General features: G+C 66.5%; 19 protein-coding genes. 9 read left to right on the top strand and 10 right to left on the bottom strand.

What is annotated here, in order from left to right; genetic code table 11:
• Positions 1 to 15: 15 nt before the first annotated feature.
• The 5 genes from yacG to pilB form a co-directional block, all read right to left on the bottom strand.
• Complete coding sequence (gene yacG, locus ACYVD0_RS01165) at positions 16 to 216, bottom strand: DNA gyrase inhibitor YacG (protein WP_460425081.1); 201 nt, start codon at positions 214 to 216, stop codon at positions 16 to 18.
• Positions 213 to 821, bottom strand: a complete 609-nt coding sequence (coaE, locus tag ACYVD0_RS01160; RefSeq protein ID WP_460425080.1) for a dephospho-CoA kinase — start codon at positions 819 to 821, stop codon at positions 213 to 215. The genes yacG and coaE overlap by 4 nt, the downstream gene beginning before the upstream one ends.
• 156 nt (positions 822 to 977) lie before the next feature.
• Positions 978 to 1,847 (bottom strand): prepilin peptidase, encoded by an 870-nt coding sequence (locus ACYVD0_RS01155; protein ID WP_460425079.1) that lies wholly within the window; start codon positions 1,845 to 1,847, stop codon positions 978 to 980.
• Positions 1,848 to 1,849: 2 nt separating this feature from the next.
• Positions 1,850 to 3,067, bottom strand: coding sequence for a type II secretion system F family protein (locus ACYVD0_RS01150; protein ID WP_460425078.1), 1,218 nt, complete (start codon positions 3,065 to 3,067; stop codon positions 1,850 to 1,852).
• A 15-nt stretch (positions 3,068 to 3,082) separates the two neighbouring features.
• A complete protein-coding gene (gene pilB / locus ACYVD0_RS01145) occupies positions 3,083 to 4,783 on the bottom strand; it encodes a type IV-A pilus assembly ATPase PilB (protein ID WP_460425077.1) in 1,701 nt (566 codons plus the stop codon).
• 572 nt (positions 4,784 to 5,355) lie between these two features.
• Between pilB and ACYVD0_RS01140 the strand changes: the two genes are divergently transcribed.
• Positions 5,356 to 5,889, top strand: a complete 534-nt coding sequence (locus ACYVD0_RS01140) for a pilin (RefSeq protein ID WP_460425076.1) — start codon at positions 5,356 to 5,358, stop codon at positions 5,887 to 5,889.
• Positions 5,890 to 6,135: 246 nt separating this feature from the next.
• A complete protein-coding gene (locus ACYVD0_RS01135; protein ID WP_460425075.1) occupies positions 6,136 to 6,678 on the top strand; it encodes an REP-associated tyrosine transposase in 543 nt (180 codons plus the stop codon).
• Between the two features lie 133 nt (positions 6,679 to 6,811).
• On the opposite strand, the gene nadC is transcribed toward ACYVD0_RS01135, so the two are convergent.
• Positions 6,812 to 7,660 carry a nicotinate-nucleotide diphosphorylase gene (nadC, locus tag ACYVD0_RS01130; RefSeq protein ID WP_460425074.1) on the bottom strand — a complete coding sequence of 283 codons (849 nt, stop codon included), beginning with the start codon at positions 7,658 to 7,660 and terminating at the stop codon, positions 6,812 to 6,814.
• Positions 7,661 to 7,813: 153 nt separating this feature from the next.
• Here nadC and ampD point away from each other — a divergent pair, with 153 nt between their 5' ends.
• Complete coding sequence (ampD, locus tag ACYVD0_RS01125; protein WP_460425073.1) at positions 7,814 to 8,377, top strand: N-acetylmuramoyl-L-alanine amidase; 564 nt, start codon at positions 7,814 to 7,816, stop codon at positions 8,375 to 8,377.
• Entirely contained in the window at positions 8,374 to 9,216 is an 843-nt protein-coding gene (ampE, locus tag ACYVD0_RS01120) for a regulatory signaling modulator protein AmpE (RefSeq protein WP_460425072.1), read from the top strand. The genes ampD and ampE overlap by 4 nt, the downstream gene beginning before the upstream one ends.
• A gap of 8 nt (positions 9,217 to 9,224) precedes the next feature.
• Here the strand turns inward: ampE and ACYVD0_RS01115 are convergent, their stop codons facing one another.
• Positions 9,225 to 10,007: a TatD family hydrolase gene (locus ACYVD0_RS01115; RefSeq protein WP_460425071.1), complete on the bottom strand. Its 783-nt coding sequence runs from the start codon at positions 10,005 to 10,007 to the stop codon at positions 9,225 to 9,227.
• A 158-nt stretch (positions 10,008 to 10,165) separates the two neighbouring features.
• Complete coding sequence (locus tag ACYVD0_RS01110; protein WP_460425070.1) at positions 10,166 to 11,542, bottom strand: UDP-glucose dehydrogenase family protein; 1,377 nt, start codon at positions 11,540 to 11,542, stop codon at positions 10,166 to 10,168.
• A gap of 190 nt (positions 11,543 to 11,732) precedes the next feature.
• On the opposite strand from ACYVD0_RS01110, the gene ACYVD0_RS01105 reads away from it, so the two are divergent.
• Positions 11,733 to 13,292: an alkaline phosphatase D family protein gene (locus ACYVD0_RS01105; RefSeq protein ID WP_460425069.1), complete on the top strand. Its 1,560-nt coding sequence runs from the start codon at positions 11,733 to 11,735 to the stop codon at positions 13,290 to 13,292.
• 21 nt (positions 13,293 to 13,313) lie between these two features.
• On the opposite strand, the gene cra is transcribed toward ACYVD0_RS01105, so the two are convergent.
• On the bottom strand, positions 13,314 to 14,306 hold the full coding sequence (cra, locus tag ACYVD0_RS01100) for a catabolite repressor/activator (RefSeq protein ID WP_460425068.1): 993 nt from the start codon (positions 14,304 to 14,306) through the stop codon (positions 13,314 to 13,316).
• A 179-nt stretch (positions 14,307 to 14,485) separates the two neighbouring features.
• Between cra and ptsP the strand changes: the two genes are divergently transcribed.
• From ptsP to ACYVD0_RS01085, 3 genes are read left to right on the top strand one after another with little or no spacing between them, the layout of a single operon-like run.
• A complete protein-coding gene (gene ptsP / locus ACYVD0_RS01095; protein WP_460425067.1) occupies positions 14,486 to 17,362 on the top strand; it encodes a fused PTS fructose transporter subunit IIA/HPr protein/phosphoenolpyruvate--protein phosphotransferase in 2,877 nt (958 codons plus the stop codon).
• A complete protein-coding gene (gene pfkB / locus ACYVD0_RS01090; protein ID WP_460425066.1) occupies positions 17,362 to 18,288 on the top strand; it encodes a 1-phosphofructokinase family hexose kinase in 927 nt (308 codons plus the stop codon). Before ptsP ends, pfkB begins: the two co-directional genes overlap by 1 nt.
• A 32-nt stretch (positions 18,289 to 18,320) precedes the next feature.
• Complete coding sequence (locus tag ACYVD0_RS01085) at positions 18,321 to 20,069, top strand: fructose-specific PTS transporter subunit EIIC (RefSeq protein WP_460425065.1); 1,749 nt, start codon at positions 18,321 to 18,323, stop codon at positions 20,067 to 20,069.
• A gap of 122 nt (positions 20,070 to 20,191) precedes the next feature.
• Here ACYVD0_RS01085 and ACYVD0_RS01080 read toward each other — a convergent pair whose 3' ends face one another.
• Entirely contained in the window at positions 20,192 to 21,775 is a 1,584-nt protein-coding gene (locus ACYVD0_RS01080; protein ID WP_460425064.1) for a peptide chain release factor 3, read from the bottom strand.
• Positions 21,776 to 22,305: 530 nt separating this feature from the next.
• Here ACYVD0_RS01080 and ACYVD0_RS01075 point away from each other — a divergent pair.
• Positions 22,306 to 23,469, top strand: a complete 1,164-nt coding sequence (locus tag ACYVD0_RS01075; protein ID WP_460425063.1) for a type III PLP-dependent enzyme — start codon at positions 22,306 to 22,308, stop codon at positions 23,467 to 23,469.
• The last annotated feature ends 373 nt before the right edge of the window (positions 23,470 to 23,842 follow it).

Genomic DNA, 23,842 nt, shown 5'->3' with positions numbered 1-23,842 from the left:
ATCGCCCGGGGCAAGTCAGTGCCCGCGTGGCGGAAGATCGCCGGAAAACAGCTCGTCTTCGAGGCTGTCGCCGGGAATCGCGTGCTCTTCGGCCGCCCAGGCGCCCAGGTCGATCAGCTTGCAGCGTTCGCTGCAGAACGGTCGGTGCGGGCTTTGCGGGCCCCACTCGACCGGCGCCCGGCAGGTGGGACAGGTCACCGTCAGGGGTTGCTTCATGGCTGGCCTCCGCGCAGGGTCAGGTAGAACTGGTGCAGGCGTTCGACCTCGCTGTGCAGCCAGCACAGGTCGCGGTCGTTCATCAGCACATCGTCGGCATGGCGCAGGCGCTCCTCACGGCTGGCCTGAGCCTTGATGATCGCCTCGACCTGCTCCCGGTCAACCTGGTCGCGCTGCATGGCGCGCTCGAGCTGCAGGGGTTCGGGCACATCGACGACCAGGATGCGCTGGGCCATCTTGTGTTGATCGGTTTCCACCAACAGTGGTGAAACCAAGATGGCATAGGGCGAGGTAGCGCGCTCGAGATTGCTGTGGATTTCCTGGCGGATCAGCGGGTGTAGCAGCCTCTCCAGCCAGCGACGCTCCTCGACGCTCCGGAACACTCGGGCACGCAGCGCCGCGCGGTCCAGGCGTCCATCGGGTAGGAGGACTTCCTCGCCGAAGTGCTCGGCGATCTTCGCCAGCACCGGGCGGCCGGGCTCGACCACCCAGCGCGCCGCATCGTCGGCGTCCACCAGGTGCACGCCGAGCGTTCTGAAATGCTGGGCGGCGGCGCTCTTGCCGCTGCCGATACCGCCTGTCAGGCCGAGAATCCAGGGTTTCATGATGTCGAATGCAGACTTGATGCCGAAGTGCTGTGTAGATACCGGTTTGCCTGCGGATATGCAATGGCTTGCGGGCAATAGGGCTCCTTGCGTAGGGCGGGTGCAACCCGCCGCCGATGGCAAGGGGCCGATCCGCAACGGCGGGCTGTGCCCGCCCTACAAACCGGCGAACTGCAGGTAGCTGCCGGTGATCCGTTCGCCCCAGAGCAGGGCGATCCAGCCGGCGAGGGCAAGGAAAGGGCCGAAGGGGATAGGCGTGCCACTTTCGGCCTTGCGCAGGCGCAGGATGACGACCCCCAGCACGGCACCGACCAGCGAGGAGAGCAGAATGGTCAGTGGCAGGATCTGCCAGCCGCCCCAGGCACCGAGCATCGCCAGCAGCTTGAAGTCGCCGTAGCCCATGCCTTCCTTGCCGGTGAGGAGCTTGAACAGCCAGTACACCGACCACAGGCTGAGATAACCGGCCACCGCGCCCCAGAGGGCATCCTCCAGGGAAACGAACAGCCCGAAGTTGTTGAGGATCAGTCCCAGCCAGAGCAGCGGCAGCACCAGCGAGTCCGGCAGCAGCTGGTGGTCGTAGTCGATCAGGCTCATGGCCAAAAGGCCCCAGCCGAGCAGCAGCATGGCGCCGGCCTGCCAGCCGAAGCCATAATGCCAGGCGACATGGGCCGAGAGCAGCCCGCAGGCCATTTCCACCAGTGGATAGCGCGCACTGATCGGCGCCTTGCAGGCCGAGCAGCGGCCGCGCAGAGCCAGCCAGCCGAGCAGCGGGATGTTCTCCCAAGGCTTGATCTCGTGGCCGCAGTGCGGGCAGTGGGAGTGGGGCAATAGCAGGTTGAAGGTCTCACCCGGCCCCTCACCGGGCAGCTCCAGCACTTCCCGTGCCTGTGCCTGCCAGTCACGCAGCATCATCTTCGGCAGGCGATGAATCACCACGTTGAGAAAGCTGCCGACCACCAGGCCCAGCAGCACCGCACAGAAAGCGAAGGCTGGCGCATGGCCGGCCAGAAGTTCGTAAAAGGACATGTTCAGACCACGGCACCCAACTGGAAGATCGGCAGGTACATGGCGATGATCAGTCCGCCGACCAGCACGCCGAGCACCGACATGATCATTGGCTCCATCAGGCTGGTCAGGCTGTCCACCATGTTGTCCACTTCTGCTTCATAAAAGCTCGCCACCTTGTCGAGCATCTCGTCCAGCGCGCCGGACTCCTCGCCGATGGCGGTCATCTGGATCGCCATGGTCGGGAAAGCGCCGGTGGTACGCATGGAGAAGTTCAGCTGCATGCCGGTGGTGACATCGGCCTTGACCTTGTCGGTAGCGGTGCGGAACACCACGTTGCCGGTGGCGCCGGACACCGAATCCAGCGCATCGACCAGCGGCACACCGGCGGCAAAAGTAGTGGATAAAGTGCGGGCGAAGCGGGCCACCGCCGACTTGTAGAGGATCTCGCCGACGATCGGCAGCTTGAGCAGGGAGCGATCCGTCCAGTTGCGAAACTTCTCCGAGCGCCGGTGCGCCTGCTTGAGGCTGAAGGCCACTATGAACATCCCCAGCAGCGCGTAGTACCAGGATTCCTGCAAGGTCTCCGACAGGCTGATGACCATCCGGGTGAAGGCCGGCAGCTCGGCACCGAAGTTGGCGAACACCGACTGGAACTGCGGCACCACCTTGATCAGCAGAATTGCCGAAACGACGATCGCCACCACCACCACCGCGATAGGGTAGGTCATCGCCTTCTTGATCTTGGCCTTCAGCGCCTCGGTCTTTTCCTTGTAGGTGGCGACCCGGTCCAACAGATTTTCCAGGGCGCCGGACTGCTCGCCGGAGTCCACCAGGTTGCAGTAGAGGTCGTCGAAGTACAGCGGCTTCTTGCGCAGGGCAGTGGCGAAGCTGTTGCCGGCCGACACCTCCTGCTTCACCTCGCTCACCAGCTTGCGCATGTTCGGATTGTCGAAACCCTCGCAGATAATGTCGAAGGCCTGCAGCAGCGGCACGCCGGCCTTCATCATGGTGGCCATCTGCCGGGTGAACAGGGCGATGTCCAGCGGCTTGATCTTCTTGCCGGCGCCGAACAGCGAGGCGGCCTTCTTGCGCACCTTGCTCGGGTTGATGCCCTGCTTGCGCAACTGCGCCTTGACCAGCGCCGGATTCTGTCCGCTCAGTTCACCCTTGACCTTGGTCCCGCGCCGGTCGGTGCCTTCCCAGGTGAACAGGCTGGTTTTCAACGCTTTTTCCGCCATGTTTGGTCCTTGGTCTTAGTCCTTGGTGACACGATTGGCTTCTTCCAGGCTGGTGACGCCCTGCATGGCTTTCAGCAGAGCCGATGTGCGCAGGTCATTGAAGCCGTCGGCGCGCATCTGCCGCGCAATCTCGATGGAGTTTCCGTCCTCCATGATAATGCGCTGTAGGGCGGGGGTGATTTTAACCACTTCATAAATGCCGACCCTGCCCTTGTAGCCGCCGTTGCAGTTCTCGCAGCCGGTCGGGGCGTAGAGCTTGAAGGTGCCGATGCGTTCTTCCGGGAAGCCTTCCGTGAGCAGTGCCTCGCGGGGAATGTCTACCGCCTTCTTGCAGGCGCACAGCTTGCGCGCCAGCCGCTGGGCGATGATCAGGTTCACCGAGGTGGCAATGTTGAAGGAGGGCACCCCCATGTTGCGCAGGCGGGTCAGGGTTTCCGCGGCGCTGTTGGTGTGCAGGGTGGACATCACCATGTGTCCGGTCTGTGCGGCCTTGATGGCGATCTCGGCGGTTTCCAGGTCGCGGATCTCGCCGACCATGATGATGTCCGGGTCCTGGCGCAGGAAGGCGCGCAGCGCCTGGGAGAAGTCCATGCCCTGGCGCGGATTGACGTTGACCTGGTTGATGCCCTCCAGGTTGATCTCCACCGGATCCTCCGCGGTGGAGATGTTCACCTCCGGCGTATTGAGGATGTTCAGGCCGGTGTACAGGGATACCGTCTTGCCCGAGCCGGTCGGGCCGGTCACCAGGATCATCCCCTGCGGCTGGCTCAGCGCCGCCAGGTAGAGCGCCTTCTGCTCGGCCTCGTAGCCCAGGGCGTCGATGCCCATCTGTGCGCTGGACGGATCGAGAATCCGCATCACCGTCTTCTCGCCCCACAGGGTGGGCAGGGTGTTGACCCGGAAGTCGATGGCCTTGGTCTTCGACAGCTTCATCTTGATCCGGCCGTCCTGCGGCTTGCGCCGCTCGGAGATGTCCAGCCCGGCCATCACCTTCAGCCGCGCGGCGATCTTCGGCGCCAGTTGGACCGGCGGTCTGGTCACCTCATGGAGGATGCCGTCGGTGCGAAAGCGCACCCGGTAGCTCTTCTCGTAGGGCTCGAAGTGCAGGTCGGAGGAGCCGCCGCGGATCGCGTCCAGCAGCATCTTGTTGACGAAGCGCACCACCGGCGCGTCCTCGGCTCCGCCGCTCGGGTCGGCCTCATCCTCCTTCTGGCCGCTCGCCTCGACGTCGAGTCCATCCAAGTCTGCATCGGCGAGGTCGTCCAGACCGGTGCCGGCGCCCTCGAAATACTTCTCGATGGCCTCGCCCAGCCGATCGTCCTCGACCAGGATGGCCTCGGTGTTCAGGCCGGTGCCGAAGCGGATTTCGCGGATCGCCTCGTGGTTGGTCGGATCGGAAATCGCCACGTACAGCCGGTTGCCGCGCCGCCACAGGGGCAGGACGCGGTGCTGGCGGATCAGCTTCTCACTGACCAGGTCCTTCGGCTGACCCTCCCTGTCCAGCGTCTTGAGATCGAGCAGGGCGATGCCGAACTGCTCAGCGGCCAGCTCTGCCAGCGGTCGGCTCTTTGCCAGCTTGTTCTGCACCAGCCAGGTGATCAGAGATGTCTGGTTGCGCTGCGCCTGCAGTTGCGCCTGCTGGGCGGTCTTTTCGTCGATCAGACCGGTCAGCACCATCTGCCGCGCCAGGCCGGGGAGGGAAACGTCGTTGCTCATCGAATGGACAGCTCTCTGCGCAATATAAGGGTAACGGGCTGCTGACCGGTCGCTGCCAGGGTGCTCCACCAGCTTCCCCCCTCTCCCCGCCGGGGAGAGGGCCGGGGTGAGGAGATTTTTTAAGAGGGAAGCAGAAAAAATTTCTCGACCAATGCAGGCAATCCGCCACTCCCCCGCAATGGCCCCGCCTTATAACCCAGTTACCAATATCTGCCAAACTCACAAAAAACAGGTGACAAAAAGTGTCAGGAACTGGCGGGTTTGAGGTTGTGTTTTTGCGGTGAATTGTCAGGCGGAATATTGGATGTACTCGAAAGTTCGGACACTTTGTCGCACGGATATATCGGTTTTTGTGATGCATTGCCCATCTGGGGAAGTTGCGGATGAGTTGTTCCTACATGTCGTCGATGTCGTGTAACCCTAGCAATAGCAGGGTTTGCAGCGGTTGTTGCAGGGGAGTGGAGGCATTGAAAACAGAACTTCTCCAAATTGAATCGAGAAAAGCTGGCATATCGCCTGCAATGACTCCGGCAGGCTAGAAACAAAGCCTGAATACTTCAAGGAGAAGTTTGATGAAAGCTCAAATGCAAAAAGGTTTTACCCTGATCGAATTGATGATCGTCGTAGCGATCATCGGTATTCTGGCTGCCGTCGCCCTGCCGGCCTATCAGGACTACACCATTCGCGCCCGTGTGACCGAAGGCGTGGGTCTGGCTGCCAGCGCCAAGCAAATGATCGGTGAAAGCAATACTCTCACCGAGCTGACCGCTACTGCTGACACCTGGAATGCCCAGGCCGGCGGCAATGGTGCGATCAGTAAGTACGTGGCCTCTGTATTGATTGATAATGCCACTGGTGAAGTGACCGTGACCTTCAACGAGGCCAACGTCGGTAATATCCCGGCTGCTTCTACTCTGGTTTACACGCCCTACGTGCAAACTGGTACCGGCCCGGTTCAACTGGCTGCCAACTTCGGTACCGGCAATACTGGTTCCGTTGACTGGGGCTGCGCCTCCGAAAACAACGCTGTTTCGACCGCTCGTAGCCTGGAGGCCCTGAATGTCGGTACCCTGCCGGCCCAGTTCGCTCCGAGCGAGTGCCGCTAAGCGGAGCCGTGGGGCGGGGTGAAGCCCGCGCTGCTCCGGCACCCATTGCTGCGATTGAGCCTTGTAGGGCGGGTGCAACCCGCGCGGTTGCCGGCAACTCCATCGGCAATGGCGGGTTTCACCCGCCCTACCGAACGCCCCGTCTCTGTACGGGGCGTTTGCGTTCCGGCAACGTCATTGGCATGACGGTGGGTTTCGCGCCGGGCAATCCGACGCCTGCATTGTGTGCACCACAAGGATGTTGTCATGTCGCGTTATCGCCGCGCTCGTGTTCCCGGCGGAACCTACTTTTTCACGGAGGTCACCGAGCGTCGCCAGCCGATCCTGATCCATACGGATGTTCGCCTGGCCTTGCGCGAGGTCATCGTTCTCGTGCGGGAAACGCTGCCGTTTCGTATCGATGGCTGGGTGCTGCTGCCGGATCATCTGCACGCCATCTGGACCCTGCCCGAGGGTGATGCCGATTTCTCCACCCGCTGGCGGCTGATCAAGCGGCATGTCACCCGCACCTGCGGGTCTGCCCATGGCCGTTCCGACTATCTGACCGGGCGGCGTACCGCGAAGCAATGCGGCACGCTCTGGCAGCACCGCTTCTGGGAACACCTGATTCGCGACGAGCACGACTTTCGCCGGCATCTCGACTACCTGCACGGCAATCCGCTGAAGCACGGCCTGGTCGAGCGGGTCGTGGACTGGCCATGGTCCAGCTTTCACCGGTGGGCGAGGCAAGGCGTCTATCCTGCCGATTGGGCCGGTGTCGGGAACGATGGTTCAGTTGTGGAGGGGTAGGGCGGGTGCAACCCGCCGTTTCGGGGTGGGCCTTCTTGGGCATTTTCGGCGGGTTTCACCCGCCCTACGGAGCGCTGGCAGGCAGTTGATCGCCAGCAAGCCGGCTCCTGTGAAGTGGGGAAGGCGTTCTCCCTTACAGCTGCAACCGCATCGATAGATCCACCGCCTTGATGTCCTTGGTCAGGGTGCCGAGGGAGATATAGTCGACGCCGGTTTCGGCGATGCGGCGCAGGTTGTCGCCGTTGATGCCGCCGGAGGCTTCCAGTTTGGCGCGGCCGGCGGTGAGGCGCACGGCGGTGTACATGTCCTCGAGGCTGAGCTCGTCGAGCATGACGATGTCGGCGCCGGCGGCCAGGGCCTGGTCGAGTTCCTGCAGGTCTTCGACTTCGACCTCCACTGGTTTGCCGGGGGCGATCCGCCGGGCCGCAGCGACCGCCTCGGTGATGCCGCCACAAGCGGCGATGTGGTTTTCCTTGATCAGGAAGGCGTCGAACAGGCCGATGCGGTGGTTGTGGCAGCCGCCGCAGGTGACTGCGTATTTCTGCGCCAGGCGCAGGCCGGGGAGGGTCTTGCGGGTGTCCAGCAGGCGCACAGAGGTGCCTTCGACCAGATCGGCATAGTGGCGGCAGCGGCTGGCCACCGCGGAAAGGGTCTGGAGGAAGTTCAGGGCGCTGCGTTCGCCACTGAGCAGGGCGCGGGCCGGGCCTTCCAGGCTGAACAACAGCTTGTCGGCGTCGACCCGCTCGCCGTCGGCAACCTCCCAGTGCACGGCGACGCGCGGGTCGAGCTGGCGGAACACCTCGTCGACCCAGGCGCTGCCGGCGATCACCGTCGCCTCGCGGGTGATGACGCGGGCGCGGGCCAGACGTCCTTCGGGGATCAGCTGCGCGGTGAGATCGCCGCTGCCGATGTCCTCGGCCAGGGCGCGGCGGACGTTCGCCACGATTTCGGCGCTCAGGTCGGCAAGAATGAGGTCTGGCATGGGGGACTCCGGCAGGTTGGATGCGTCGGATTATAGGGCGCGCGCTGCCTCCCGTGCAGTGCGGATCCAGCCCGCTGGCATGCCTGCAACGGGGCATCGCTTGGCCCAGCGGCCCGGCTGCTCTAGAGTGTCGGCTGTTTTCAGGAGAGATGCATGCAGCTCGATCCCGCCACCGGCTGGTGCCAAGGCATTCGCCATTGCCCGTCGCCGAATTTCAATGCCCGCCCTCAGGGCGAGATTTCCCTGCTGGTGATCCACAACATCAGCCTGCCGCCGGGCTGCTTCGGCACCGGTAAGGTGCAGCAGTTCTTCGGCAACTGCCTGCCGGCGGACGAGCATCCCTATTTCGCTTCCATTGCCTCGCTGCAGGTTTCAGCGCACTTCTTCATCGAGCGCGATGGCGCGATCACCCAGTTCGTCTCCTGCCTGGACCGCGCCTGGCACGCCGGGCAGTCGTGCTTCGGGGGGCGAGAGAACTGCAACGACTTTTCCCTGGGCATCGAGCTGGAGGGCACCGACGAGCTGCCCTACAGCGACTCCCAATACACCAGCCTGACGACTCTCACCCGGCTGTTGCAGCAGGCTTATCCGGCACTCGACGTCCGGCACATCTGCGGCCATGTCGATATCGCTCCCCAGCGCAAGACCGACCCGGGGCCAGCATTCGACTGGGCGCGCTATCGCAATGCACTATCCGACTCGAGAGGTATGCAATGACGTTTCTGGTGCTTCTGCTGGTGCTGCTGGTGGAGCGGTTCTCCCGCTGGCGTCTGCGCTTCCAGCAGGACATTTTCTGGCTGCGGCTCCTGGATCGGGTCGAGGTTGACCCGGACCTGGCGGGATCGCCCCGCCGGGCGCTGTTCCGCCTGGTAGCCTTGCCGGTGCTTGCGGTGGGGCTGCTGCTGGCGCTGCTGTCGGCTCCGCTCTACGGCTGGCTGGCGTTGCCGCTGCATATCCTGGTGCTGATCTACAGCCTGGGGCGCGGCGATGTGCTGACCGAGTTGCGGCCGTTCCGCGATGCCTGGCGGCGCGGCGACAGCGAAGCCGCCTGTCTGGCGGCTGAGCGTGACCTGGCGGTGGAGGCGGAGGAGAGCCTGTCGCTGTTGCGGCGGGTACAGGGCTACCTGCTGTGGCAGGCCTACCAGAGCTTCTTCGCGGTGATCTTCTGGTACGCCCTGCTCGGGCCCGTGGCAGCGCTGGTCTATCGTCTGCTGGCGCTGACCGGCGAGCACACGACCCTTCCGGCCCTGCGCGAGCAGTCGGTGCGGCTGCGCCATATCTTCGACTGGCTGCCGGCGCGCGCTCTGGCCCTGAGCTTCGCTCTGGTCGGCAATTTCGCCGCGGTGCTCCGCGTGCTGCTGCACGATCTATGGAATCGCGAGGTGCCCGCGGCGAAGCTGGTGATCGAGGCCGGGCGTGCCGCCAACGAGGGTCAGGAGGTAGAAGTGCTGGCCGGCGAGGCAGGGGTGGTTACCTTGGACGAACTGTGGCAGCTCCTCGTGCGCGCCGGGATGCTCTGGTACGTGGTATTGGCGCTGGCGATCCTGTTCCTCTGAACTCGGCTTCAATCGGCCCAGCCGAACAGTTCGCAGGCGTTGCGCGTGCTGGCTTCGGCCAGGGCTTCCGGCTCGACGCCCATGAGCGCGGCAATGGCGGCGCAGATTTCCGGCAGATGCTCGGGGCTGTTGCGCACACCGGGATGCATTGCAGGTGCCATGTCCGGGGCATCGGTTTCCAGTACCACGGCCTCCAGCGGCAGCTCGGCGACGACTTTGCGCAGGCGGTTGGCCTGGGGCCAGGTCGGCGCGCCGCCGAGACCTAGGCGGAAGCCGAGTTTCAGGTACTCCCGCGCCTCCTCCCGGCTGCCGCTGAAGGCATGGACGATGCCGGCGCGGGACAGGCGCATGCGCTTCAGGGCCGCGATGGTGGGCGTATGGGCGCGCCGCACGTGCAGCAACACCGGCAACTCCAGCTCCGCCGCCAGCCGCAGCTGGGCTTCGAACAGCGCCTGCTGGCGTTGGCGGTCCAGCCCGCCGAGGTAGTAGTCGAGACCGAACTCGCCGACTGCGCAGAGCCTGTCGTGGCCGTGCAGACGGCGCAACCAGGCGCCGAGATCGTCCAGATCGGCTGCGCGGTGTCGCTCCAGAAACACGGGGTGCAGGCCGAGGGCGGCATACAGGCCGGGTTCGGTGCAGGCCAGATCCCAGATGCGCTGCCAGTTCTGCCGATACACACCAAGCAGGACCTGGCGCCCAACGCCCAGCGCCCGGCAGCGGGCCAGCACCGCGGCGCGGTCGGCGTCGAAGTCGGGAAAGTCGAGGTGGTTGTGGGTGTCGATCAGCCGCATGGGCAGTGGACTCCATCGGGAAGCGGCGGAGGGCGCGCATGCAGGACGCGTTTCACCCTGCCTCCCTTCCGGGGCTGGCGTCGTGGGAGCGGCCAAGGCCGCTTCCACGGTTCGCTATCTGGAGCAGCGCCTGTCCGAAGGATATCCGGGTTTGCCGTTCAGGCCGAGCGCTGTAGGTTTTCCACCTGCGGATTGCCCTGGGGCGGCAGGCATTCGCCGCGGCCGATGGCGAAGTAGCGGAAGCCGTGGCGGGCCAGGCGCTCCGGATCGAACAAATTGCGCCCGTCGAAGATTACCGGGGCGGCCAGCTTGCGGGCGATCAGCGGGAAGTCGGGGGCCTTGAACTGCTGCCATTCGGTGCAGATCAGCAGGGCGTCGGCACCACCCAGGGCGGCCTCCGGGGTGCCCATCAGCTGCAGCCTTTCGTCGTCGCCGTAGAGCCGCTGGGCCTCGTGCATGGCCTCCGGGTCGTAGGCGCGCACCCGCGCGCCGGCGGCCCACAGCGCCTCCAGCAGATCGCGGCTGGGGGCCTCGCGCATGTCGTCGGTGTTCGGCTTGAAGGCCAGTCCCCAGAGGGCGAAGGTCCGCCCGCGCAGGTCATCGCCGAAGTAGCGGCGCACCAGCTCGAACAGCTTGCCCTTCTGCCGCGCGTTCACCGCCTCGACCGCCTGCAGCAGGTCGCTGGCGCAGCCCGCCTCGCCGGCGCTGTGGATCAGCGCCCGCAGGTCCTTGGGAAAGCACGAGCCGCCGTAGCCGCAGCCGGGGTAGATGAAGTGGTAGCCGATGCGCGGGTCGGCGCCGATACCCTGGCGCACCGCCTCGATGTCGGCGCCCAGGTGCTCGGCCAGCTCGGCCATCTGATTGATGAAGCTGATCTTGGTGGCCAGCATGCAGTTGGCGGCGTACTTGGTCAGCTCGGCGCTGCGCAGGTCCATGAACAGCATGCGGTCGTGGTTGCGGTTGAAAGGCTCGTAGAGCTCGCGCATGGTTTCGCGGGCGCTGGCCGAGGTGCTGCCGACGACGATGCGATCCGGGCGTCGGCAGTCGGCCAGGGCCGAGCCTTCCTTGAGGAATTCCGGGTTGGAGACGATCTCGAAGTCCAGCTGGCGGCCGGCCGCCTGCAGTGCCTGAGCGATGCGCGCCTGCAGGCGGTCGCCGGTGCCGACCGGCACGGTGGATTTCTCGACGATTACCAGCGGCTCTCGGCGGTGGCGGGCGATGGCGTCGCTGACCGCCAGTACCCCCGCGAGGTTGGCCGAGCCGTCCGCCACCGAGTCGGTACCGACGGCGATGAATAGCACCCGGCCATGTTCGACGGCCGCCCGCTCGTCAGTGGTGAAGCGCAGCCGCCCAGCCTCCAGGTTCTCCCGCACCAGTTCGGTCAGGCCCGGCTCGTAGAGGCGCACCTGGCCACGCTGCAACTGGGCGATCTTGACCGCGTCGATATCCATGCAGAGCACGTCGTGGCCGACCTCAGCCATGACCGCGGCCTGTACCAGGCCCACGTAACCGATGCCGAAAACGCTGATTTTCAAGACGGATACCCCCGAGTGCGCAAACGATAAGGCGATGCTGGAGGAGGGATGTGTCAGGGACTTTACGGTTGTGTGGCAGATAGGCGGGCCAGTATGGATGATGGCTTGGCGCCGTCGGTGCACCGTCATGCTTCCGTCAACGGGATGGCTTAAACCCGTACTTCCTTTGGGTCCATAGGGGAAGACGCACATGAGCGATACCGATATCCGTCGCCGCCGCCTGCTGCAAGGCATGGGCGCCGGTCTGCTGCTGCCGGGGATGGGGGCTGCTCCGGCGCTGATCGCCGCGCCCGGCGCGCGGCCACAACTCACCGACGGCGTGCAGTCCGGCGATCTGCAGGGCGACCGCGCGGTGATCTGGAGCCGCTGCGACCGGGCTGCGCGGATGATCGTCGAGTGGGACACCCGCAGCGTATTCAGCGCGCCGCGGCGGCTGGTGGGGGAGGCGACCGACGCCAGCCAGGACTTCACCGCGCGCATCGACCTGAGCGGGCTGCCGGCGGACCAGTCGATCTTCTACCGGGTGCGCTTCGAGGACGCCCGCGACGGCACCCTCAGCGAGCCCTGGTTCGGTCACCTGCGCAGCGCTCCGGCGCAGGCGCGGGACCTTCGCTTCGTCTGGGGCGGCGACACCGCCGGGCAGGGCTTCGGCATCAACCCGGAGATCGGCGGCATGCGCATCTACGAGGCCATGCGCCGGCGCCAGCCGGACTTCTTCCTGCACAGCGGTGACTGCATCTATGCCGACGGGCCGATCAGCGCGCAGATCCAGACCGCCGACGGCCAGCTGTGGAACAACCTGGTCACCGAGGCCAAGAGCAAGGTAGCCGAGAGCCTTGACGAGTTCCGCGGCAACTACCGCTACAACCTGCTCGACGACAACCTGCGCCGCTTCAATGCGGATGTGCCGCAGATCTGGCAGTGGGACGACCACGAGGTGACCAACAACTGGTCGCCGGGCAAGGAGCTGGACGACCGCTATCGGGTCCGCGACATCGGCCTGCTCGCCGCCCGCGGCCGCCAGGCCTTCCTCGAGTATTCGCCGATGCGCCTGTTGCGCCCCGACGGGGCCGGACGCATCTACCGCAAGCTCGGCTACGGCCCGCAGCTGGACGTGTTCGTGCTGGACATGCGCAGCTATCGCGACGCCAACAGCGACAACCTGCAGCCGCGGCAGGGACCGGGAGCCGCCTTCCTCGGCCATCCCCAGCTGAACTGGCTGAAGCGCGAACTGCGTGCCTCGCGGGCGCTGTGGAAGGTGATCGCCGCGGACATGCCGATCGGCCTGCTCATCCCCGACGGCCAGGATGCGCAGGGCCAAAGGCGCTGGGAGGCGATCGCCAACGGCAACGACGGCCAGGCCCTCGGCCGCGAGCTGGAGATCGCTGAATTGCTGGCCTTCATCCGCCAGCAGGAGATCCGCAACACTGTCTGGCTGACTGCCGACGTGCACTACTGCGCGGCCCACCACTACAGCCCCGAGCGGGCGGTCTTCCAGGATTTCGAGCCGTTCTGGGAGTTCGTCGCCGGTCCGCTCAACGCCGGCAGCTTCGGCCCCAATCCGCTGGACGGCACCTTCGGTCCCCAAGTGGTGTTCCAGAAGGCGCCGCCGGTGGCCAACAGCTCGCCGCTGGCCGGCTACCAGTTCTTCGGCGAAGTGGAGATCGAGGCGCAGAGCGGTCTGCTGCGGGTCAGCCTGCGGGATATCGACGGCGTAGCGGTATACAGCCAGGAGCTGCAGCCGGCGTAGGCCGGTCTCGCCGGGCCGCTCCTATGGCTGCTCGCGGCGGACCTTGAGGGTGCGCGGGATGGCCTCGATCCCGGGCAGGTAGTCACCCTCGATGGCGCGCAGGGTCCAGTCGAGCACCCGTTCGGCGATGCGGTCGTGCTGCTGGGAGATGGTATTGACCCGCAGCGGCACGAAGTCCAGCAGCTGGGCATCGCCGAAGGTGGCCAGGCGCAGTCCGGCGAACGCCTCCGCCGGGTAGTCGCGCAGGGCCTCGAAGACGCCCTCCAGCAGCACGTAGGAGGTGGTCACCAGAGCGTCCGGCCGGTCCGCACCGCGCAGCAGGGCGTGCATCTGCTGGCAGCCGCAGGCCCGGCTGAACTGCTCGGCATGATGGACACTGATGATCCCGTCGAATCCCTCCAGGGCCTGGTGAAAGCCGCGCTCGCGCGCTTGGCTGATCGGCAGGGCGCTGTAGGCGTCGATCAGCGCGATATGCCGCGGCGGCGGGCTGAGCAGGCTGGCGGTGAGCTGGGCGCCGGCCAACTGGTCGTCGCTGACCACCGAGCGGATGTGCGCGGGGTCGAGGGCGCGGTCGACGGCGATCACCGGCAGCCCAGCCTCGACCAGGTTGTGGTAGAGCGGATCGTCCTGCTGCAGGCAGCTGGCGACGATCAGCGCGTCGCAGCGCCGCGAGCGGAACAGTTCGAGCAACTGGCGCTCGCTGGACGGGTCGTCGTCGGAGCTGGCGATCAGCAGCTGGTAGCCGGCGGCGCGAGCGCCCTGTTCGAGCAGCTTGGCTAGGCGCGCGTAGCTGGGGTTCTCCAGATCCGGGAGGATGAAGCCCAGGCAGCGACTCTGCCCGCGGCGCAGACCGGCGGCCTGCTGGTCGGGGAGATAGCCGTAGCGCTCGACCACTGCCAGCACGCGCTCCACGGTGGCCGGACTGATGCGCCGCTGGGCGGCCTGGCCGTTGATTACATAGCTGGCGGTGGTGACGGACACTTGGGCCAGGCGGGCGATATCGCTGAGTTTCAAGGTTAGGTCCTGGGTGGCATAACAGCAGGGCTTCAAGGATCGCCCATTATCGGGTAACGTGCCAGCCCATGATGAAACGATTCAGCGGGCAGCCCGGTAGACTATTCTTCTAAAGATAATCGGCGTTGTCTGCGCTCGATGGTGGCTCTTGCCAGAACCAGAACAATTAGGAGATTTCCATGCTCGAGTTGAATGCCGCGCAGATCCGCATGGGCCGCAGCGCGCCGGACAAGCAGGCGGCACTGGCGCTTTTGGCCGAGGGCCTGATCGACGACGGCCTGGTGGAGCCCGGCTACCTTGCCGGCATGCAGGCCCGCGAGGCCCAGGGCTCGACCTACCTCGGCCAGGGCATCGCGATTCCCCACGGCACGCCGGAAACCCGCGACCAGGTGCGGCGCACCGGCGTGCGCCTGATCCAGTTCCCCGAGGGCGTGGACTGGGGCAATGGCCAGCGGGTCTACCTGGCCATCGCCATCGCCGCCCGCTCCGACGAGCACCTGCATCTGCTGCAACTGCTGACCCGGGCCCTCGGCGAGGGCGATCTCAGTCAGGCGCTGCGCGAGGCCGAGGAGGCCGAGAACATCGTCGCGCTGCTGCAGGGTGCACCGCGGGAGCTGGCCCTGGATAGCCAACTGATCGGCTTGGGCGTGGTAGCCGAGGATTTCGACGAGTTGGCCTGGCACGGCGCGCGTCTCTTGAAGCGGGCCGGCTGCGTGGCCTCCGGCTTCGCCGGCAGCCTGGTACAGAGCCAGCCGTTGCCGCTGGGCGATGGGCTCTGGTGGCTGCACAGCGAGCAGGCGGTGGAGCAGCCCGGGCTGGCCTTCGTCACACCGGCGCAGCCGGTCAGCCTGCATGGCCAGCCGCTGGCCGGGCTGTTCTGCCTGGCCAGCCTGGGCGAGGCGCACCGCCAGTTGCTCGAGCGGCTCTGCGACCTGCTGGTCGAGGGGCGTGGCGCGACCTTCAGCCAAGCCACCTGTAGCCGCAGCGTGCTGGAAGCCCTGGGCGCCGAGCTGCCGGACGACTGGCCGAGCCGGCGCGTCACCCTGGCCAACGCCCATGGCCTGCACGCACGTCCGGCCAAGGCGCTGGTCGAGGTCGCCCAGGCCTTCGAGGGCGAGATCCGCATCCGCCTGGCCGGCGAAACCGGACGCGGGGTGTCGGCCAAGAGCCTGAGCAAGCTGTTGGCGCTGGGCGCGCGGCGCGGCCAGGAGCTGGAATTCAGCGCCGAACCCGCGATCGCCGCCGATGCTCTGGCGGCGATCGAGGCCGCCGTACTGGCCGGCCTCGGCGAGAGCATCGAGCCGCTGGCGGTGCATGGCGGGGCATCGCCCTCCGAGGTGACGGCCAGTGCCAGTGTCATCGCCCGGCCGCAGGCGCCGGTGGCGGGGGCGCGCCTGCAGGCGGTCGCCGCCGCGCCGGGTATCGCCATCGGTCCGGCGCTGGTGCGCACGCCGCTGGAGCTCGATTATCCGCAGCGCGGCCAAGGCATGCTGATCGAGCTGCAGCGCCTGGACAGCGCCCTGGCGCAGGTCACGGCGGATATCCAGCGACTGATCGACGGCAGCGAGGAGGCCAACATCCGCGAGATCTTCATCACCCATCAGGCAATGCTGCGCGATCCGGCGCTGCGCGAGGACGTCAATGCGCGTCTGGCCGACGGGCTCAGCGCCGAGGCGGCCTGGAGCGTCGAAACCGAAGCGGCAGCGCAGCAGCAGGAGGCCCTGCACGATGCACTGCTCGCCGAGCGCGCCGCCGACCTGCGCGACATCGGCCGGCGGGTGCTGGCGCACCTGTGCGGTGTCGAGGCGCCGAGCGAGCCGGACGAGCCCTACATCCTGGTAATGGACGAGGTGGCCCCCTCCGACGTGGCCAGCCTCAACCGCCAGCGGGTGGCCGGCATCCTCACGGCCCGCGGCGGCGCCACCGCGCACAGCGCGATCATCGCCCGCACCCTGGGGATTCCTGCCATCGTCGGCGCCGGCGAGGCGGTGCTGGCCCTGGCCCAGCGCACCCTGTTGCTGCTCGACGGTGACCACGGCCTTCTGCGCGTTGCTCCGGATGCGCAGACATTGGAACAGGCGCAGCGCGAGCGCGAGGCCAACCGGCTGCGCCGGGAGCGCGCCCATGCCGGGCGCCTGCAGCCGGCAGTGACCTGCGACGGCCATGCGGTGGAAGTGGCGGCGAACATCGGCGCCAGCGCCGAGAGTGCCGAGGCCGTCGAGCTGGGCGCCGAGGGCGTCGGCCTGCTGCGCACCGAGCTGGTGTTCATGGACCATGCCCAGGCGCCGGATCAGGCTGCCCAGGAAGCCGAGTACCGCCGCGTGCTAGACGGGCTCGCCGGCCGCCCGCTGGTGGTGCGCACCCTGGATGTCGGCGGCGACAAGCCCTTGCCCTACTGGCCTATGCCGGCGGAGGAGAACCCCTTCCTCGGCGTGCGCGGCATTCGCCTGAGCCTGCAGCGCCCGGACATCCTGGAAACCCAGCTGCGCGCCTTGCTGGCCTCGGCCGAGGGGCGGCCGCTGCGGATCATGTTCCCGATGGTCGGCTGCGTCGAGGAGTGGCGCATCGCCCGCGACATGACCCTGCGTCTGTGCGAGGAGACCCCGGTCGCCGACCTGCAGCTCGGCATCATGGTCGAGGTGCCCTCGGCGGCGCTGCTGGCGCCGGTGCTGGCCCGCGAGGTGGATTTCTTCAGCATCGGCACCAACGACCTGACCCAGTACGCCCTGGCCATCGACCGCGGCCATCCGACCCTGTCGGCCCAGGCCGACGGGCTGCATCCCTCGGTGTTGCGGCTGATCGGCATGACCGTCGAGGCGGCCCATGCCGAGGGCAAGTGGGTCGGCGTGTGCGGCGAACTGGCCAGCGACATGCTCGCCGTGCCCCTGCTGGTGGGCCTCGGGGTGGATGAGCTGAGCGTCTCGGCGCGGGCCATCGCCCTGGTCAAGGCGCGGGTGCGCGAGCTGGACTTCACCCACAGCCGCGCCCTGGCACAACAGGCCCTGGCGCTGGAGAGCGCCGGCGCGGTGCGCGCCCTGGTCGGGGAGATGCAGTGATGGCGCGTGTCCTGACCCTGACCCTGAATCCGGCGCTGGATCTGACCCTGCGCCTCGATACCCTGCAGCCGGGGGCGGTCAATCGCGGCCAGGCGCTGATCACCCATGCCGCCGGCAAGGGGCTGAACGTCGCCCAGGTGCTCGCCGACCTGGGCCACCGGGTGACCGTCGGCGGCTTTCTCGGCACGGCCAATGCGGCGTCCTTCGAGGCGCTGTTCGACCGCCGCGGCTTCGTCGACGCCTTCGTCCGGGTACCCGGCGAAACCCGCAGCAACATCAAGCTGACCGAGCGCAGCGGACGGATCACCGATATCAACGGGCCGGGACCGCAGGTCGAGGCCGAGCACCGCGACGAGCTGCTCGAGGCGCTGGAGCCGATCGTTGCCGGGCACGACGCCGTGGTGGTCGCCGGCAGCCTGCCGCAGGGCGTCGAGCCGGAGTGGTTCGCCGTGCTGCTGCGCCGGCTCGGGGCCTGCGGCGTGCCACTGGTTTTGGACAGCAGCGGGGCGGCCCTGCGCGCCGGCCTGGCTGTGGCGCCCTGGCTGGTCAAGCCGAACGAGGAGGAACTGGCCGAGGCCCTGGGCGTTCCCTTGACCGAGCTGCTGACCGCGGCGCTGCGCCTGCGCGCCCAGGGCGTCGAGCACGTGCTGCTGTCGCGCGGCGCCGCTGGTGTCAGCTGGTTCGGCCCGGGCATCGCGCTTGAGGCGCGGCCGCCCCGGGTCGAAGTAGTCAGCACGGTGGGCGCCGGCGATTCGCTGCTCGCCGCGACCTTGCACGGCCTGCTCGAAGACTGGCCGGCCGAGCGCACTCTGCGTCTGGCCACCGCCATCGCCGCCCAGGCGGTCACCCAACTGGGCTTCGGCATCCACGACCGGGAACAGCTGGCACGCCTGGAGGCGGGCGTGACGGTCACGTCGCTGGCTTGATACGACACAACAAGAAAAGAGGTTTCTTTTTCATGAATCTGCTGATCGTCACTGCCTGCCCGAACGGCATGGTCACCAGCGTGCTCTGCGCACGCCTGCTGGAGGCGGCCGCCCAGCGTCTGGGCTGGGCCACCTGCGTCGAGGTGCATGATCCCAAGGCGATTGGCTCGCCGCTTTCAGACGAGGACATCGCCGCCGCCGAACTGGTGGTCGTGGTCAAGACCGGCGAGCTGGCGCTCGAGCGCTTCGTCGGCAAGCGCCTGGTGCAGTCCACCCCGGCCGAGGCGCTGCAAGACCCGCAACACTTCCTCGAAGAGGCCGCCAAGCGCGCCGAGGTGCTCCAGGCCGGGGCGGCCGCGCCGGTTGCCGCGGCCTCGGCCCAGCCGCGGTTGGTGGCGGTGACCGCCTGCCCGACCGGGGTGGCCCACACCTTCATGGCCGCCGAGGCCCTGCAGCAGGCGGCGGGGCAGCTCGGCTACGCCCTGCAGGTGGAAACCCGCGGCTCGGTGGGCGCGCGCAACCTGCTCGACGAGGCGGCCATTGCCGCCGCCGACGTAGTGCTGCTGGCCACAGACATCGAGGTGGACACCAGCCGCTTCGCCGGCAAGAAGGTCTACCGCTGCGGCACCGGCGTGGCCCTCAAGCAGCCGCACCAGACCTTGAGGCGCGCCCTGAGCGAAGCGGTGCCGCAAGCCGGCGAAAGCCGCGCCGCGTCCGCCGCGTCCGGCAAGCCCGCCGCGAAGAGCGGCCCCTACAAGCATCTGCTGACCGGGGTCTCCTACATGCTGCCGATGGTGGTGGCCGGCGGCCTGCTGATCGCCCTGTCGTTCGTCTTTGGCATCGAGGCGTTCAAGGAGGAGGGCAGCCTGGCCGCGGCGCTGATGCAGATCGGTGGCGACGCCGCGTTCAAGCTGATGGTGCCGGTGCTGGCCGGCTACATCGCCTATTCCATCGCCGACCGCCCGGGCCTGGCGCCGGGGATGATCGGCGGTCTCCTGGCCGCCAACCTGGGCGCGGGATTCATCGGCGGCATCGTCGCCGGCTTCCTGGCCGGCTATTGCTCCAGTGCCCTCAGCCGCTGGCTGCGCCTGCCGGCCAGCCTCGAGTCGCTCAAGCCGATCCTGCTCATCCCGCTGCTGGCCAGCCTGTTCACCGGCCTGGTGATGGTCTACGTGGTCGGCCAGCCGGTGGCCGGCATGCTCGCCGGGCTGACCAGCTTCCTCAACGGCATGGGCAGCACCAATGCCGTGCTCCTCGGCCTGCTGCTCGGTGGGATGATGTGCGTGGACCTGGGCGGGCCGGTCAACAAGGCTGCCTATGCCTTCTCGGTGGGGCTCCTGGCTTCGCAGACCTATGCACCGATGGCGGCGACCATGGCGGCGGGCATGGTGCCGCCGCTCGGCATGGCTATCGCCACCCTGCTGGCCCGCTACAAGTTCGCCCAGAGCGAACGCGAGGCCGGCAAGGCTGCCGGCGTGCTGGGGCTGTGCTTCATCTCCGAGGGGGCGATTCCCTTCGCCGCCAAGGATCCGCTGCGGGTGATTCCGGCCAGCATCGCCGGTGGCGCCCTGACCGGCGCGCTGTCGATGTACTTCGGCTGCAAGCTGATGGCGCCCCACGGCGGGCTGTTCGTGCTGCTGATTCCCAACGCGATCAACCATGCGCTGACGTACCTGCTGGCGATCGTCGCCGGCAGCCTGCTGACCGGGGTGCTGTATGCGGTGCTCAAGCGCGGGGAGGCGGTCGAGCTGGTACCGGTGCCGGCGGCGGAGCAGGGGTGAGGGCGATCGCCAGCGGGCTGGCTCCTACGGGCGGAGCATTCCCCGCAGGAGCCAGCTTGCTGGCGATCAGCCCGTAGGGCGGGTTTCACCCGCCCTACGGTTTTACCGGGTAACGTGAGGCCTCAGTGATGCTCGCGGGTGGCGCGGAATTTCACCTCCGGCCAGCGCTCCTCCATCAGGCTCAGGTTGACCCGGGTCGGCGCCAGGTAGGTGAGGTGGCCGCCGCCGTCGATGGCGATGTTCTCGAAGGCTTTGACCTTGAAGTCCTCGAGCCTCTTCTTGTCGTCACACTCGATCCAGCGCGCCGACCAGACGTTGATCGCCTCGTAGGCGCACTCGACCTTGTATTCCTCCTTCAGCCGGCTGGCCACCACGTCGAACTGCAGCACGCCGACCGCGCCGAGGATGATGTCGTTGCTGCGCTCGGGGAAGAACACCTGGGTTGCGCCTTCCTCGGCCAGCTCCTGCAGGCCCTGGCGCAGCTGCTTGGATTTCAGCGGGTCCTTCAGGCGCACGCGGCGGAACAGTTCCGGGGCGAAGTGCGGGATGCCGGTGAAGCCGAGGGTTTCGCCCTCGCTGAAGGTGTCGCCGATCTGGATGGTGCCGTGGTTGTGCAGGCCGATGATGTCGCCGGCCCAGGCTTCCTCCAGCTGCTCGCGCTCGCTGGAGAAGAAGGTCAGGGCATCGGCGATCTTCAGATCCTTCTTGAGCCGCACATGGCGCATCTTCATGCCCTTCTCGTACCGGCCCGAGCAGATGCGCATGAAGGCGATGCGGTCGCGGTGCTTCGGGTCCATGTTCGCCTGGATCTTGAACACGAAGCCGGTGAACTTCTCCTCGGTCGGCTCCACCACCCGCTCGTGGGCGGCGCGCGACAGCGGCTGCGGCGCCCAGTCGACGACGGCATCCAGCACCTGGTCGACGCCGAAGTTGCCGAGCGCCGTGCCGAAGAACACCGGGGTCATCTCGCCCTTGAGGAAGGCCTCGCGGTCGAATTCGTGGCAGGCGCCCTGGACCAGCTCCAACTGCTCGACGAAGTCGTCGTACAGGTCGCTCAGGTGGGCGCGGGCCTCGTCGGAGTCGAGCTTCTCGATCACCTTGGTCTCGATGCGCTCGTGGCCGTGGCCCGGCGTGTAGACGTAGATGCGGTCATCGGAGAGGTGATAGACGCCCTTGAAGTCGCGGTAGGAGCCGATCGGCCAGGTGATCGGCGCAGCCTTGATTCTGAGCACCGCCTCGATCTCGTCGAGCAGCTCGATGGGGTCGCGGATGTCGCGGTCGAGCTTGTTGATGAAGCTGACGATGGGGGTGTCGCGCAGCCGGCAGACGTCCATCAGGGCGATGGTGCGCGGCTCCACGCCCTTGCCGCCGTCGAGCACCATCAGCGCCGAGTCCACCGCGGTCAGGGTGCGGTAGGTGTCTTCCGAGAAGTCCTCGTGGCCGGGGGTGTCGAGCAGGTTGATCATGTGCTCGCGATAGGGGAACTGCATTACCGAGGTGGTGATGGAGATGCCGCGCTGCTTCTCCATCTCCATCCAGTCGGAGGTGGCGTGGCGGTCGGACTTGCGCGACTTCACCGTGCCGGCCACGGCGATCGCCTGGCCCATCAGCAGCAGCTTCTCGGTGATGGTGGTCTTGCCCGCATCGGGGTGGGAGATGATGGCGAAGGTGCGGCGCTTCGCGACTTCGGCGGCCTGGATGGTCATGGGTTCGTGCCTGGGAGAAATGCGGTGGCGGGCGGAAGGGGCCCGGAAAAGCGCGGAATTATACCTGAAACCGGGTGCCGGCCAGCCCGCTCGGACATCGGCAAGGGGCTGGCCGGCAGGGAACATCCCGCGCTCGCGCCGGTCTGTCGAGACAGGTGGCGAGCGCGCCCGTCGCCTGCTGCCGCACACCTCCCCGGTCGCCAGGCTGTTCGACATATTGAATGGTTTCGTTGTCGATACTGGACGTTTGCGGAATGGACCGGCGAGGAGGCGGAAAGCGGGAAAATTTAGGGTTGATCTTGCCTCCCCATGGTCCTAAAGTTCGCGGCCGAACGTCCATGCTGGAAACGATCCATCCGGCTCAAGTACTGACGACGAGACAGCAAGGTCAACCCCTGTATCCGGTTGGCCTTTTTGCTTTCGGCGACATGCCTTGGGAAGTAGGCGAACCAAAGTGGGGAAACTGATCAGGCGTTCGCGAATCAACCCCTTTTCAACCCTGTCCGCGTTTTGCCATTTGGAGTCCGTGCATGTCGATCAAGATCGAAGACTACTATCCGCCTGCCACTTTCCAGCGCATGAAGGCCTTTGCCGACAAGCAGGAAACGCCCTTCGTCGTTATCGATACCGAGACCATCGCCAGCGCCTACGACGAGCTGGGCGAGTGCTTCCCCTTCGCCCGCATCTACTATGCGGTGAAGGCCAACCCGGCGGTGGAGATCATCCGCCTGTTGCGCGACAAGGGCTCGAACTTCGACATCGCCTCGATCTACGAGCTGGACAAGGTGCTGGCCGAAGGCGTCGGCGCCGAGCGCATCAGCTACGGCAACACCATCAAGAAGTCCCGCGACATCCGCTACTTCTACGAGAAGGGCGTGCGTCTGTTTGCCACCGACTCCGAAGCCGACCTGCGCAACATCGCCAAGGCGGCGCCGGGCTCGAAGATCTACGTGCGCATCCTCTCCGAGGGTTCCACCACCGCCGACTGGCCGCTGTCGCGCAAGTTCGGCTGCCAGCCAGACATGGCTCTGGACCTGTTGATCCTCGCCCGCGAACTGGGCCTGGTGCCCTATGGTGTGTCCTTCCACGTTGGCTCGCAGCAGCGCGACATCGACGTCTGGGACGCGGTGATCGCCAAGGTCAAGGTGATCTTCGAGCGCCTCAAGGAAGAGGACGGCATTTCGCTTCAGATGATCAACATGGGCGGCGGCTTCCCGGCCAACTACATCACCAAGACCAACAGCCTGGAGACCTACGCCGAGGAGATCATCCGCTTCCTCAAGGAAGACTTCGGCGACGAGCTGCCGGAGATCATCCTCGAGCCGGGCCGCTCGCTGATCGCCAACGCCGGCATCCTGGTCAGCGAAGTGGTGCTGGTGTCGCGCAAGTCGCGCACTGCCGTGGAGCGCTGGGTGTACACCGACGTGGGCAAGTTCTCCGGCCTGATCGAGACCATGGACGAGGCCATCAAGTACCCGATCTGGACCGAGAAGAAGGGCGAGATGGAGGAAGTGGTGATCGCCGGTCCGACCTGCGACAGTGCCGACATCATGTACGAGAACTACAAGTACGGCCTGCCGCTCAACCTGGCCAGCGGCGACCGCCTGTACTGGCTGTCCACTGGCGCCTACACCACCAGCTACAGTGCCGTGGAATTCAACGGCTTCCCGCCGCTGAAGGCCTTCTACATATAAGATCCGCCTGCCAGCGAAAGAACGCCGCGCCTGTCGCGGCGTTTTTCATTGGTGCGCCAGGCATGGCGCGTTGCGCGCAAGCGCAACCAGCTTGGCTGTGGTGGCCCTGCTGGTGACTTGGAGGTGAAAGTCCTCTACACACCCGGCAAGGGGAAGTGTTAGCCAGAGGCAAGGGTGTCGCGGGCGACTGCGAATCTGAAGGAAGCCCGAGGCAAAATGCTGGCCTGACGAACAGGAAGCGGATAGAGGCGGTACAGCGGGGTAAGGCGGCCAATATCGTCAAAGCCCAATACTTGCACGGAACGCTGTGACGTAGATCCGACAGGCATAAGCAGGAAGGTCGCGCGAATTACCCTGGGAGATCTGTACGCTT

The organism is Azotobacter armeniacus, assembly GCF_054779355.1.
The sequence above is the reverse complement of the archived record's forward strand: the minus strand, read 5'-3'. Positions and strand labels throughout refer to the sequence as shown.